This window comes from Spirosoma flavum (genome assembly GCF_042686045.1).
In the GTDB taxonomy this organism is placed as follows: domain Bacteria; phylum Bacteroidota; class Bacteroidia; order Cytophagales; family Spirosomataceae; genus Spirosoma; species Spirosoma flavum.
Genome location: NZ_JBHUOM010000001.1, coordinates 1,057,585 through 1,071,861 on the forward strand (window position 1 = coordinate 1,057,585; position 14,277 = coordinate 1,071,861).

13 protein-coding genes are annotated in these 14,277 nt (G+C 45.9%); 5 read left to right on the plus strand and 8 right to left on the minus strand.

From position 1 onward, the window contains the following. Positions 1-89: 89 nt before the first annotated feature. A complete protein-coding gene (locus ACFS25_RS04275) occupies positions 90-1,763 on the minus strand; it encodes a putative maltokinase (RefSeq protein ID WP_381497166.1) in 1,674 nt (557 codons plus the stop codon). A 169-nt stretch (positions 1,764-1,932) separates the two neighbouring features. Continuing rightward, entirely contained in the window at positions 1,933-2,340 is a 408-nt protein-coding gene (locus ACFS25_RS04280) for a hypothetical protein (protein ID WP_381497167.1), read from the minus strand. A 236-nt stretch (positions 2,341-2,576) separates the two neighbouring features. On the opposite strand from ACFS25_RS04280, the gene pgeF reads away from it, so the two are divergent. Further along, positions 2,577-3,323 (plus strand): peptidoglycan editing factor PgeF, encoded by a 747-nt coding sequence (gene pgeF, locus ACFS25_RS04285; protein WP_381497168.1) that lies wholly within the window; start codon positions 2,577-2,579, stop codon positions 3,321-3,323. 70 nt (positions 3,324-3,393) lie between these two features. Then, entirely contained in the window at positions 3,394-3,636 is a 243-nt protein-coding gene (locus ACFS25_RS04290) for a GlsB/YeaQ/YmgE family stress response membrane protein (RefSeq protein ID WP_381497169.1), read from the plus strand. Between the two features lie 78 nt (positions 3,637-3,714). Here the strand turns inward: ACFS25_RS04290 and ACFS25_RS04295 are convergent, their stop codons facing one another. Further along, complete coding sequence (locus tag ACFS25_RS04295; RefSeq protein ID WP_381497170.1) at positions 3,715-4,857, minus strand: acyl-CoA dehydrogenase family protein; 1,143 nt, start codon at positions 4,855-4,857, stop codon at positions 3,715-3,717. A 364-nt stretch (positions 4,858-5,221) separates the two neighbouring features. Here ACFS25_RS04295 and ACFS25_RS04300 point away from each other — a divergent pair, with 364 nt between their 5' ends. Continuing rightward, entirely contained in the window at positions 5,222-6,553 is a 1,332-nt protein-coding gene (locus tag ACFS25_RS04300) for a UDP-glucose dehydrogenase family protein (protein ID WP_381497171.1), read from the plus strand. A gap of 88 nt (positions 6,554-6,641) precedes the next feature. Further along, complete coding sequence (locus ACFS25_RS04305; protein ID WP_381497172.1) at positions 6,642-7,622, plus strand: UDP-glucuronic acid decarboxylase family protein; 981 nt, start codon at positions 6,642-6,644, stop codon at positions 7,620-7,622. A 141-nt stretch (positions 7,623-7,763) separates the two neighbouring features. Here ACFS25_RS04305 and nspC read toward each other — a convergent pair whose 3' ends face one another. The 4 genes from nspC to ACFS25_RS04325 form a co-directional block, all read right to left on the minus strand. Further along, complete coding sequence (gene nspC, locus ACFS25_RS04310) at positions 7,764-8,924, minus strand: carboxynorspermidine decarboxylase (RefSeq protein WP_381497173.1); 1,161 nt, start codon at positions 8,922-8,924, stop codon at positions 7,764-7,766. A gap of 129 nt (positions 8,925-9,053) precedes the next feature. Next, complete coding sequence (locus ACFS25_RS04315) at positions 9,054-9,884, minus strand: energy transducer TonB (protein WP_381497174.1); 831 nt, start codon at positions 9,882-9,884, stop codon at positions 9,054-9,056. 200 nt (positions 9,885-10,084) lie between these two features. Then, positions 10,085-10,867, minus strand: a complete 783-nt coding sequence (locus ACFS25_RS04320; protein WP_381497175.1) for a hypothetical protein — start codon at positions 10,865-10,867, stop codon at positions 10,085-10,087. 82 nt (positions 10,868-10,949) lie between these two features. Continuing rightward, complete coding sequence (locus tag ACFS25_RS04325) at positions 10,950-12,167, minus strand: saccharopine dehydrogenase family protein (protein ID WP_381497176.1); 1,218 nt, start codon at positions 12,165-12,167, stop codon at positions 10,950-10,952. A gap of 308 nt (positions 12,168-12,475) precedes the next feature. Between ACFS25_RS04325 and ACFS25_RS04330 the strand changes: the two genes are divergently transcribed. Continuing rightward, positions 12,476-12,916 carry a WapI family immunity protein gene (locus ACFS25_RS04330; RefSeq protein ID WP_381497177.1) on the plus strand — a complete coding sequence of 147 codons (441 nt, stop codon included), beginning with the start codon at positions 12,476-12,478 and terminating at the stop codon, positions 12,914-12,916. Positions 12,917-12,936: 20 nt separating this feature from the next. On the opposite strand, the gene ACFS25_RS04335 is transcribed toward ACFS25_RS04330, so the two are convergent. Then, a complete protein-coding gene (locus ACFS25_RS04335) occupies positions 12,937-14,256 on the minus strand; it encodes a serine hydrolase domain-containing protein (protein WP_381497178.1) in 1,320 nt (439 codons plus the stop codon). Positions 14,257-14,277: the final 21 nt, after the last annotated feature.

Below are 14,277 nucleotides of genomic sequence, written 5' to 3' on the forward strand. Positions count from 1 at the left end.
TTTTTGGGCGATTCTTATTATTACGAACGGACCTGAGAGCAAATTGTGACGTTATTGACGCACCCTGATGCGTACAGCTTAGGCGTAAATTAACTACGTTTTGTTTGCAACAGGCCAGTTTGCAGCATTGGCACATCAGAAACGGTGTCGCCATCGCTCAATCGGATTTTTTCGATCTCGCGTACTACATCGATAATACCTTTTAGTGGAATTTTTACCCACGAGGGTCGATAACTAATTTCGTAACCTAATTCGTAGACCGCTTTTTCGAGCAGGTAAATCAAGAGTAAGAAGTTGATTTCACTGTTGTTTTTAAACAGCGGGTGTGGTGCGCCAAATACGTCCAGGTAAGCATCAACAAATGTATCCCGGATAAGATAGAACCAACGGTCTGAGACACGTTGCAGGTGATCAGGATCAAGGTCGTCGGTTTCGGCGGAGTTAAACAACTTGGCCGAAACAGCATAGTGATAGGACCGAATCATACCCGCCACATCTTTGAGGGGTGAATGCTTGATTTTTCTTTCGGCAATGCTGCTCTCTGGCTCGCCTTCGAAGTCGATTATCACAAAATCGCTCTCCGTAGCCAGTACTTGACCGAGGTGGTAATCGCCGTGGATTCGGATGCGTAGCGAGTCGAGTGGGCGGGTGCGGAAGTCGGCAATGAAGGTCTCAATCATTTCCTTAGCCTCCATAAATACCCAGGCCAGCCGCTGCGCCTGTAAATCAAGCTTTGTATAGTTATCAATTAGTAAGGCATACCGACGTTCGAGCAAGTCCTCAAGACGTCTGATCATAAAGTCGCGGTAGTCGTTGGTGAATGGTTCGGGGGTAAAAGCCGCGTCAACCGACACACCGGGGCGGGCGGGTTTATAAAGAGCACAGTGCATTTCGCCCGTTCGTTGACCCAGCAACTCAACTTTATCGAATACGTCTTCCCGAATGGCAAACATTCGCTGCGGTACACCGTACAAAAAATCGTTCAGGTAGTCGCCGGTTTGCATCCACGAGTCCTTATCATTTGGCACCATTCGTTGCACCATACCTAACGTAATGTCGGGTCGCTGGTCACCTTGCCAGACAATGCTGCCACCGAAAGCCGGAATATGGGCGAAGTTGCTTTCATCAGTCAGAAATGCCACCATATCTACCTCCGGGTTAGTTTCATGAAATAACTTCCGGTAGAGTTTGAGGAAATATTTATCACCGAACGTCATGGCTGAATTACTCGAATCGACGGGCAACACTTGTGAAGAAAGCTGGTTGTCGCCTTCGTCCAGTCCCTTTCCCCGGTGAAACGTCAAAATGCCGTCCGTTTGTGGTAGTGTCTGACTCTGGCAGATAGCTGAAAATAAGGCTTGCCGAAATCGTTCGTCGTAAATAGCATCAATTAAAAGCCCCGTCTGTTTGCCGGATACCACATCACCAATGCACCCTTTATCGGGAACATCAGCCACCTGAAACTGTAACGTATGAGCCGAATGATCGGCAAGGAAAGATAGCGGCAAAAGGTAACTTTCTGGAATGCCATCGGCGTAGGTAGTTTCCAAAATCAGCAGGTAAGCCACATCGCCGTCTGCCAAGGGCACTGTGTGTACTGTTCTTACCGAAAAACCGGTTTGTTGCCGTGCCTTGCCCGCAAACCAACGACAGGTGTTAACATATGGCGGTAGTAGGGTTTGCGCCAAAGTTGTCCAGAACTGATCGTCTGAACCCGCGTTAAGCCAGGTAGTAGATAAGTGTAGGGATTGCGTAGTGAGCATAAACAAAAAGCGAGTGCCTTAACGAAGGCACATAGTACAAGTCAAAAGTTTCTTGAATATACAACAAAATTAACTGGCCGATGTTGGCCGACGGTATGGTAAACAGCAATAAAAAGCCGCCCCCGGCTTTAGCGGGAGCGGCTTTTACGGTGTGAATGGTGGAAGATGATTAATTTATGGCAATGATGCGGCTTGGTGTAGTGGGTTGTTTGGTAGCGACAGTCACATTTTGCGTTGTCGTCTCGATACCATTTGTAATTTCCAGGGTATAAACGCCGTCTTCCAGATCGTTCAGGTTCAAGCTAACCCGGCAGCCATGTTCGTTTTTGCCAAGATGTTTAGTGTAAAGTACTTTGCCATCTGTACCCTTCATCTGAATGTCTACACGTCCATCGGTTGTTTTGTCAAGGGCAATATTTAGTTTGCCAGTCACTGTAGAATAAATGCCGGTTTTATAAGAGGCTACCGCCGATGTGCGACCGATAGGATTAACTTCAGTGACGTTGGCGAAAGAAGCAGCAGAGGTAACAATACCCAATGAAAAGGCTAAAGCGAGTGATTTGATGAGGGTTTTCATGATGTTATGTTCTTGTTTTTGAGTTTAAAATCTAGTCGGGTTATTCCCGATTGGTGAAACAAAGATATAGGCTATGGTTGGTACTATGTAATGCAAACTACTGGAACGGTTATTCGACTGGATGAGTGGTGTGAAATACAGGCCGGCTGAGCAAACGGTCTGTAGGATTGATGGTATTTAGGTCGCAATTTTGTTCGCTTTGCTACCAATACCCCAGTCAAAAGGTTCTTAATACGATGTCTCTGTACAACAGTCCACCTATATTTTCTCATTTTACGAACCTGATTGCCGCCGAAAGTACCCGGCATGGGGGCGTTAGCCCCGTTCCGTTTGCCTCACTTAATCTGGGGATCAATACCGCCGACGATGTGGTTAATGTTGACGAGAACCGACGGCGGTTCTTTGCGGCCATTGGGGCTGCTAATCAGAAGTTTGCGTCTTCACATCAGGTTCACGGCACCGACGTTTTATACGCTACCGAACCGGGGCGGTTCAACGGGTACGACGCGCTTATTACTGACCAGATAGGCTTGCTCATCGGCGTAACTATTGCCGACTGCGTACCAATTCTGATTTATGATCCGCATAACCGAGCCATTGCGGCTATTCATGCAGGCTGGCGTGGAACTGTCGGGGGTATTGTTACCAAAACGTTGACTGCCATGCAACAGCGGTTTGGTACGTTGCCAGAGCAATGTTTTGCTTATATCGGAACCTGTATTGATGAATGTGCCTTTGAGGTTGGACCGGAAGTAGCCGAACAGTTTGCGCCGGAGTTTAAACGCGCTGACTCTGCCAGTGGCAAAAGTTATATTAATTTGAAAGCCGCCAACACGCACTTACTGGTTGATTTTGGTACTCCGGCTGTGCAGATTGGCGTATCACCCTTTTCGACCGTTTTGAACAACGATGATTTCTTTTCCTACCGGGCTGAGAAAGGACAAACAGGACGTATGCTGACGGTTATAGGCCTAAAAACTTAAACAATATTTTGTTGAATGCCGTTATGTATCTGTTTCTATCATACATCTATTTACTCAATACACGAACGTCATGGGAATCTTAGTATCAATTCTTGTAGGTGCGGTAGCCGGTTGGCTGGCCGACCTCGTTTTCAAACGATTTTCGTTTTCGCTGTTTGCTGAAATTCTGCTCGGTATTGCCGGAGGATTTGTTGGCGGCTGGATTTTTGGCCGTGATGGCGGTGTAATCGACCAAATTCTGACAGCCTTCGTTGGTGCCGTTATTATTCTTGGCATCGCAGCCCTCATTAAGGGTCGCAGCAGTACTGTATAAATAAATAAAATAAAAAGGGCGAGGGGAAGAATAAAAGAATTGCATACTGCTGTTCTCTTGTTCTTCCCCTCGCCCTTTTTATTTTAATAACTGTCTCGAAATTACAACTTTCTGAATCTCGCTCGTCCCTTCACCGATGGTACAGAGCTTAGCATCTCGGTAAAATTTTTCGACAGGAAAATCTTTCGTATAGCCGTAACCACCGAATATCTGCACAGCTTCATTAGCTACGCTCACAGCCGTTTCAGAGGCAAATAACTTCGCCATTGCCGATTCTTTCGTTACGGATTTTCCGGCATCTTTTAGAGTGGCGGCCTGATAGGTTAACAGTTTTGCTGCTTCAATAGCTGTAGCCATATCCGCCAGCTTAAAACTAATTCCCTGAAACGAAGCAATAGGTTTCCCAAACTGTTCGCGTTCTTTCGCGTAGGCTAGAGCTGCATCATAAGCACCATAGGCAATACCGAGGCTCAAGGCAGCAATTGAAATACGACCCCCATCCAGCACTTTCAACGACTGTACAAAGCCGTCTCCTACGTCGCCAAGGCGTTGGCTGTCGGGAATACAACAATCCTGAAATAGCATCTCAGTGGTTTCCGACGCCCGCATCCCAAGTTTATCTTCCTTTCGCCCGCCAGAAAAACCGGGTGTGTTACGGTCAACGACAAAGGCTGTAGCATTACGTTGTGTGTTTGGCTCCCCGGTGCGGGCAATCACAACGGCTACATGCCCGCTTTTGCCGTGTGTAATAAAATTTTTCGCACCGTTTAATACCCAGTCGCCACGGTCATTGCGGATGGCTGTAGTTTGCATATTACCTGCATCAGACCCCGTATTAGGCTCGGTCAGTCCCCAGGCGCCAAGCCATTCACCAGTAGCTAGTCGGGGTAGATAGGTTTGTTTTTGGTTTTCGTTGCCGAATAAAAGAATATGATTGGTACAGAGTGAGTTATGAGCTGCCATAGACAATCCGATAGAGCCATCTACACGGGAGAGTTCGACAATGGCCGTTACATACTCCTGATATCCAAGGCCAGATCCACCGTATTCAACGGGCACCAGCATACCCATTAGCCCTTGTGCGCCCAGTTGTCGAAACAATTCGGCTGGAAAATATTGAGTGTCATCCCAATGGCGAATATTAGGTCGAATAAGTCGTTCGCTCAAGTCACGAACGGATTGGGCTATTAATTCTTGATTTTCTACAATTTCGTTTGTCATAACGGAAGGCCACTTAGTATAGTGACCGAATAGAAATTTAAGGAAATTCCAGAATAAGTCAAACGTTTTTTTATTGCTTCTTCGATACCTTCTTTTCTGCTTTAAAATAGGTATAAATAAGTTTTTTATTAATCAATTGTTTTATATTTGTAACTAGAGAGATACTGTATACCGGTATTGGTATCATTCTGCCAAGTTGAAAAACATTCATATATAAAGTGCTTCTCACTTATCAGGTTGCTAACCGTTAAGTCACTATTATTCATGATATATGGGTGATTATTGAAAAACTCCTATTTTTGTAGAATCAAGCTTTTTTGTAAGCCTTTATAAGTTATTGTGAAATTTTATCTAATAAAAATATATGAAATTAGCAGTCGTTGGAACCGGATATGTAGGACTTGTTACGGGTACGTGCTTTGCGGAAACGGGTAATCAGGTCACTTGCGTCGATATTGACGTACGGAAAGTTGAAAAACTTAACAATGGCATCGTTCCCATATATGAACCAGGTCTTGAGACCTTGTTTCACCGGAACGTTGAAGAAGGCCGATTAACGTTTACAACTAACCTGGAAGAAGGAATTAGGGGCGCTGAAGTTATTTTTCTGGCCTTGCCAACTCCTCCGGGCGAAAACGGCTCAGCCGATCTGAAATATATTCTGAAAGTAGCCAGCGACCTCGGCCCAATTCTGAGTCAGTACGCTGTTATTGTTGATAAAAGTACAGTACCGGTGGGCACTGCCGAAAAAGTGCACGCTCATATTGCTGACAACGCTAAAGTTGATTTCGACGTAGTATCGAACCCCGAATTTCTGCGTGAGGGTGTCGCTGTAGAAGATTTCATGAAACCCGACCGTGTTGTTATCGGCACAAAATCGGACCGGGCAAAGGGTGTGATGAACCGCTTATACGCACCATTGGTGCGCCAGGGTAACCCCGTTATTTTCATGGATGAGCGCTCGGCAGAAATGACCAAATATGCTGCCAACGCGTTTTTAGCTACTAAAATCACATTTATGAACGAAATCGCTAACTTGTGTGAACGGGCGGGTGCTAACGTTGATGATATTCGCCGGGGAATTGGTACTGATAGTCGCATTGGCAAACGGTTCCTATTTGCCGGTATTGGCTATGGTGGTAGCTGTTTTCCGAAAGATGTTCAGGCTCTGGCCAAAACGGCTGAAGATTTCGATTATGATTTCAAAGTGTTGAAATCCGTAATGGAAGTAAACTACGAGCAGAAAACGAAACTCATGCCCTGGATTCTGAAGCATTTCGGGGGTGACTTGAAAGGTAAAACGATAGCGGTTTGGGGATTGGCATTCAAGCCTTATACCGACGATATTCGTGAAGCACCCGCTTTAGATAATATAAAGGCATTAATTGACGCGGGCGCAAAAGTGACTGTTTATGACCCTGAGGCTATGGACAATGTGCGCGAGCAGATTGGGAATGCCGTTACGTACGCGCATACACAGTATGCTGCCCTGGACGATGCCGACGCACTCGTTATTATTACTGAGTGGCCCCTGTTCCGCACGCCCGATTTCGATAAAATGAATTTGTTGTTGAAAAATAAAGTAATTTTCGATGGCCGTAATGTATATGAACTCGATCAAATGATTGAGCAGAACTATACGTATTATTCGGTAGGCCGTGAGCCAATTCTGGCTCCAGTTGAACAGAAAGTTTAAATTAGTTTAAACATGGAACTACCAGAAACGCTATAGAAATACGACGTGCACTTGATAGTTCTGTGTTTACTTATTTTTCAATCACTTTATGAAACGTGTACTTATTACCGGCGGAGCCGGCTTTTTAGGGTCGCACCTTTGCGATCGGTTTATTAAGGAAGGGTATCATGTAATTGCGATGGACAACCTTATTACGGGTGATATTCGCAATATTGAACATCTATTCCACCTGCCAAATTTTGAGTTTTATCATCACGATGTTTCCAAGTTCATCCATGTAGCGGGCGAACTGGATTACATCCTGCATTTTGCTTCACCCGCCAGCCCAATAGATTACCTGAAAATTCCAATTCAGACGCTGAAAGTGGGTTCGTTAGGTATCCACAATTGTTTGGGTTTGGCACGGGTAAAAGGTGCGCGGGTATTAATCGCTTCCACATCAGAAATTTACGGCGATCCAACTGTTCATCCACAACCTGAAGAATATTGGGGTAATGTAAACCCGATTGGGCCACGCGGTGTGTATGACGAAGCCAAGCGGTTTCAGGAAGCTATAACGATGGCTTACCACACCTATCACGGACTTGAAACCCGTATTGTCCGAATTTTCAATACATATGGTCCCCGGATGCGGCTGAATGATGGCCGTGTATTACCCGCTTTCATTGGGCAGGCATTACGGGGTGAAGACCTGACCGTTTTTGGGGACGGTAGCCAGACACGTGCGTTCTGTTACGTCGATGATTTGGTTGAAGGTATTTATCGTCTTTTGTTAAGCGATTATGCCTATCCGGTAAACATTGGCAACCCGTCGGAAATTACGATTAAGGAGTTCGGCGAAGAAATTATTAAACTTACGGGAACAACGCAGAAACTGGTACTTAAAGATTTGCCCGTAGATGATCCCAAGCAACGCCAGCCTGATATCACGAAGGCAAAAGCGATTTTAGATTGGGAACCAAAAGTATCCCGGGCCGAAGGACTTAGAATTACGTATGAGTATTTTAAGAGCTTACCTGAAGAAGAATTATACAAGGCGGCTTATCACCGTGAGTTCTTGAAAAACTAAACGAACTAGTTTTCATTATCGAAAACCATCGTAGCTTTACTTTATTATAACTGCCTCAGGCGGTTATTTTTAGCTGTCTAATGAAAACCTGCACACGATATCGTATGCAGGTTTTTTGTTGTAGTGCCGGTTAACGTGGTATTACAATCGGTCTTTAAAGCTTTCGTACCCGAAGGTTTTTGTAAGATTGAATGACTCGTTCTCTTTCCAGACGCCTATAGATGGCAAATTGACCCCGTTGAAGGTTGTTGTTTTTACCATCGTGTAATGAATCATATCGTCGAACACGACTTTGTCGCCAACATTGAGCGGCTCATCGAACGAATAGTCGCCCATAAAGTCGCCAGCAAGGCAGGTCATACCGCCCAATCGATAGGTTGGCTTCCCCGCAACGGGTTCGTGATAAGACCCGATAATGCGTGGCTTGTAGGGCATCTCAAGTGTGTCGGGCATGTGAGCCGCGAAAGACGTATCTAAAATAGCCACCTGAACGCCCTGGCTATTGAAAACGTCGAGCACCGTTGATGTTAGAATTCCTGTTTGCCAGGCAATAGCCGAACCGGGTTCCAGAATTATGTCCACATTATATTTCTGTCGAAAGGCAATTAACAAGCCAATGAGATGATTGGTGTCGTAGCCTTCGCGGGTTATCAAATGCCCTCCGCCGAAGTTGACCCATTTGGCCTGATGGAGCAAACTGTCAAATCGACTTTCGAGCGCGGCAAGGGTTCGTTCGAGGGTGAAAGAATCATTCTCGCAAAGCGTATGAAAATGAATTCCCTCCAGACCTTCCGGTAACTGATCGGGCAACTGGTCGAGGGTGGCACCAAGCCGCGAGCCAGGCACGCAGGGATTGTACATATCCGTTGCTACTTCCGAGTACTGCGGATTAACGCGAATGCCACAGGAAACGGGCTTTCCGGCTACCCGGTCTTTGAAGCGTTCCCACTGACTCCATGAATTGAATGTCAGGTGACTACTTCGGCTAACGACTTCATCGAAACTGGCGTCCTGATAGGCCGGTATGTAGGCATGAGCCTGCACACCCATGTATTCATTAACAAGTTTGATTTCGTTGAGCGAACTGGCCGTGGCCCCGCTTAGATACTCGCGCACTAATGGAAACGCGCTATACATCGAAAAGCCTTTTAGTGCCAGAATAATAGTTACGCCAGCCGCACGTTGCACAGCATCAATGAGTTCAAGATTTCGGCGAAGTTTGGCTTCTTCCAGGACAAAGCAAGGCGACGGAATATCTGTTTCGCCGGATTGGTTGAGATGTTGCAGCAGAGTCGTATTCATGCCGTAAAGGTATAAAACTAATGCGCTCTGCGCTTGGAGAGTTCCTGACAAAACACACGGCCAACATATAAGTGACGCGCAGTTTGTACTGCCATTAGAAGAAATTTATTTATTGTTTTTATACAGCGTTTATTCCAGCGTAAATGAGATTGGTAAATTGTACTTTACCCGAACGGCCCGGCCCGATTGTTTTCCGGATCGCCAGTGGGGCATCTTTTGCATGACGCGTATGGCTTCTTCATCGCACCCAAACCCAATACCTTTTAGTACGTGTAAATCGGTTAAGCTGCCATCTGTGTTGACTACAAAGCTGACATATACCCGACCCGAAACACCAGCCGAAGCAGCTACTTTTGGGTAATTTAAATTCTTGCTCAAGAAAGTTCGTAAGGCATCTAGTCCACCGGGGTATTCTGGCTGTTGCTCGACAATGGTAAAAGGAGCTTCGGTTTTAGACTCGGCCTCAACCGCTTTTTCGACTGCCGTTGGAACCGTTGCTTCGGGAGCCGCTATAACGTCTATATCGCCCGCTCCTTCGGCAGTTTCGGTGCTTGATGTCGCATCCTTCAATTGCTCGATAGTGGGCGGTAAATTATCGTCCACCACATCGGCTTCGGGCAGGACAACGAGTGGTAGATTTCGCACTGTGTTAACCGCCGGAGGTTGTTCGACGGGTGGTAGGGGAATTGGTAGTTCGGTAGGTGGGTCAGCAAGTTTTGTCAGGGTCACCTCAGTCATTGACTGCTTGCTATTCAGGGATTCTGCCGGCCAAATTCTTGCGTAGAGTGTAGGAGCTGCCAGTATACCCACGAATAAACCAATCCCTAAGCCTAAAGCGCGACTAAGAGTTGGGCGGTACTGTTTGCGAAGGACAAAGGCGCCATAGGCCCGGTTACGGGCTTGAAAAATGATGTCGTCGTAGGTTAAAGCGACGATTTCAGACGCGTTGGAGGTAGGCATGGCGTTGCGCGATTTGGTTTGTGTCACATGGATGTCTACACGTACCAAATTCCACATAATCCCACACTGACTCTAACTTTATACCGCCTATGCCAACGTGTTTTATAAGTGCTGATCAGGGTGCTATCCTCCTAACTGGCCAATTCCCCACACCTACCAAGGCTGATTACTAAGCATGATTTAACAGTTGTAGACTTTAGTTACAGGCTATCGTATTTTTTTACGAGCATGATAGCGTCATTGTCTGTTCTGAAATACAGCTTTTCCTGCTTCACAAACGTTTTTAAATCCTCTTTGTGGTCGCTGAGTGCGTCGATGAATGATTTATCCGAGAGTTTAACTTTGGTTAATGTCTGGTCGGGTTTGAGCAGATAATAGGAAAAAGCATCTCTGAAGGCATCGTAACGCACATCGCCTGAGTAGGGATTTTTGTAGTCAGCCTGTTTAAATGTTTTAGCTATCCGCTTGAGCAGAACGGTTTTGCCTTCGTATAATACCAGGAAATACCCGTCTTTAAGGGTTTGATCGTTAGTTTTGGCCATCGGCAATCGCTCAAACACATATGGCTGCCCATCCTTGTTTTGTAAGGTGAATCGCTTAACCTGATCGCTACTGACAACAATGGAATCGCCACCAGCCCATGTACGAAGCAATACCAATTGTTGCTGGTAGGCATTGAATTTGAGCGGCACGTTGGTATAATTTTGCCCAGCGGTCATCTCAACTTGCCCTTTGGTCCAGTCTGACAAAAAGTAAGGTGTACCACGCAACCCTTCGTAACGATGGTCAATTGTATTTACCATTCCATTTGGCCCTGTACCAACAATCTGACTCGTACTTTGATACGTTTCATAACCGTTTCGGCGGTCGTTGGGGTTGGCTTGCCGAATGGGGTTCGTTTTAGTCGAATCACGGGTTTGAGCATATACACTCAGGACCGACACGGTGAATAAGGTGGTCAGGAGAAAAGATTTCGTAATCATGAGGCTTAGGGTTTTTACTCGGCTAAATAACGAAAAATCCCGCCTTATTACATCAGCGGGATTCTTACTTTAGCGAAGTATATTAAGCCGTTGGATATTCGTGCGGCAGCGGTACATTCACTCGCTCCTGCACGGGTAACCCCTGTTTATTCATCTGTTCAATAAACGGGTCTGGGTCCAGTTCTTCACAATTCCAGACACCGGGTTTCATCCAAACACCTGTCAGCATAAGCATGGCACCAATCATGGCCGGAACACCCGTTGTATAGCTAACGGCTTGGCCGCGCACTTCCCGATAGGTTTCGGCATGGTCGCAGTTATTCCAGATAAAACACGTTTGCTCTTCACCGTTTTTTACACCCTTAATCTGGCAGCCAATGCTGGTTTGACCCGTATAATTCTCGCCGAGCGATTCGGGAGCGGGTAGCACTGCTTTCAGAAATTCGAGCGGAATAACATCCATTCCCTGAAACTTGATTGGGTCGATGCGCGTCATACCCACGTTTTGAAGCACTTCAAGATGGGTCAAATAAGCCAGTCCAAAAGTCATCCAGAATCGCGCCCGCTTTAGTGTCGGAAAATTCTTGACTAATGATTCCAGTTCTTCGTGATAAAGAACATACGATTCACGCGGACCAATTTCAGGATAGTCAATGGGTTTGTGAATACTCATGGCTGGGATCTCAATCCACTCGCCATTTTCCCAGTAACGACCGGGTTGGGTTATTTCCCGAATGTTGATTTCCGGGTTGAAGTTCGTTGCAAATGCTTTACCATGATTTCCCGCATTACAGTCTATGATGTCTAAATAATCCATCCGGTCGAAGTAATGCTTGTTGGCATAAGCGGTAAATACCTGCGTCGCACCCGGATCAAAACCGCATCCCAGAAGTGCCATCAGACCGGCTTGTGCAAAGCGTTCTTTGTAGGCCCATTGCCAGCTATACTCAAACTTGGCGACGTCTTTGGGCTCATAGTTGGCGGTGTCCATATAATGAACACCGGCTTCCAGACAGGCATCCATGATAGGTAAGTCCTGGTAGGGGAGAGCTACATTAATGACCAGCACTGGATTAAATGACCGGATCAGAGCAACCATCTCAGGCACTACATCAGCATCTACCTGAGCTGTCTGAAGCGTCACGCCGTGCATCTCCTGAATCTCGGCTGCAATACGGTCGCACTTTGCCTTCGTGCGGCTAGCCAGCATAATTGTTGTGAAGACATTGCTGTTCATGGCGCATTTGTGTGCCACAACGCTACCAACTCCACCGGCTCCAATAATGAGCACGTTTGCCATCTATCTAAAATGATTAGTTTGTGTGTTCTGTTAAGATTGCTGGCTGAACTTTTTTATACACTACATCTTTAAGACATGGCCTGCAAAATAGTTCAGCCAGCAATCTAATCCTTTCGGGCATAAAGATAAGGAAAGTGACTAAGCTGGTAAGTTAGTGTGCCCGGAAGTTACTCAGTTGATGAAATTTCCCGTTGGATAGGATAGTCTATTTCCGGTCAAACAAATTGGTTTGGCTGGAAAAAACCGCAACAATATATTTAGTATATTTGTTAAGTAGACATTAAGTAGCCTCCCTAACTATACATATTATGAAATTTGTATCTTCTTCTGATTCACCAGACTCCTTTGAATTAGCAATTTTGGGGTATGGCAAAACAACGTCAAACTGGCGTGACCGTAATCGACTTCAGTGCCGATTTTCGACACTCTGGGGACAAAAAACGGATATACAATCGGCACGATTACACACGTGGGAAGTTAAACGGTTATTGAGTGGGCTACGCTCACTTTGGAATAAAGCGACTAATCACGTTGCCTTGACGTTCTCGGAGCCAGGCTTAAGTCTGGATGCTAAAGCCCTGCCCGACGATAAGTATCGTCTGCAAATTCAATTGGGACACAACTTGACTCCTGCCTGGCATACGTACCCTGATTTTCCGGTGGAGATGGATATTCTCCTAAGTCGGAATCAATTACAGGAAGCTATTCAGGAACTGTCGGGCCAGGTTGACACCTATCCTGAACGGTAGACAACAACAGGGTGTTTCTATTAGTTGTCTAAAGCCTGATAGATCATCAGATTGAACTTCTTGTCAAGTTCGCTGCCGTAAGTTGTTCCCCACATTTGCTTCATAATTACGGCACAAATTTTTTCTTTGGGATCGGCAAAGTAATCCGTACTAAATGCACCACCCCACGAAAATGTGCCAATACTGCTTAGGTCTTGCGCGTGCCCTTTTTCGTTGACGACAGAAAAGCCCAGGCTAAAATAGCCATTGGGGTCGGGAAACAAGGTGCCGGTTTGGTTGGCGTTGGTAAATAAATCTACGCTTTTGCGGCTCAAAAATCGTTTGCCGTTATACACGCCATCGTTCAGGAGCATTTGCAGAAATACGGCGTAATCGTAAGCTGTACTTGATAATCCACCACCTCCGGAAAAATAAGCTTTCGCACCAACAATTGGGAAATCAGGATCGGTTGGCAGGCTTCCTAAAGTGGCAGTTTTTACTAAGTTTTTATTTTTGTCTTCAGAATACAACGCCACCAAGCGGTCTTTTTTAGCGTCTGGTAAATAGAAATATGTGTCTTTCATGCCCAGTGGCTCGAAAATGTGTTTCTGGAAAAATTGATCCAGTGGCGTTCCCGACACTACTTCTACCAAATAGCCTAAAACGTCAATACTCAACCCATACGTCCATTTTTCGCCGGGTTGGTGATTGAGTGGTAGTTTTGCCAACTTCTTAACAACATCCCCAATCTTGATATTTTGGGTAGTGAAGGCATCGATAATACCCGCTTTGGTATATATCGCCCGCATTTGGGCATCGCTCGCAATGACATTATAATTGAGGCCCGACATGTGGCTGAGTAAATGCCGAATGGTAATTTCACGCTTGGCAGGTATAGTGGTGTACGTGCTGTCTTTGCTGTTGAATTTGTCGAGTACTACAGGCTTGGTAAACTCAGGAATGTATTTGCTAATTGGATCGTCGAGCATGATTTTGCCTTCTTCATGAAGCATCATCACCGCCAGCGACGTAATAGCTTTGGTCATAGAAGCAATCCGAAAAATGGCATCCTTCGCTAATGGTTTGTTAGTTTCGAGATCGGCAGAGCCAAACGCTTTGTAATACACGATTTTACCGTTTCGCACCACAATCGCGGCTACGCCCGGAAATGCCTTTTTGTCGATGTATGATTGAATAACACCGTCGATTCGGTTGAGCCGTTCGGGATAGAAACCTACTGTTTCGGGAGCTGCTGCGGCCAATAATGGGGGAGATTGTTTGGTGCCTGTTTGTGCATAAAGTGAGCTGGCAATAAAGCCCAATAACACAATTGCCCGGACTAGAGAGATGGGGAAATTCATGCAATGAATGGGTTGAGATTA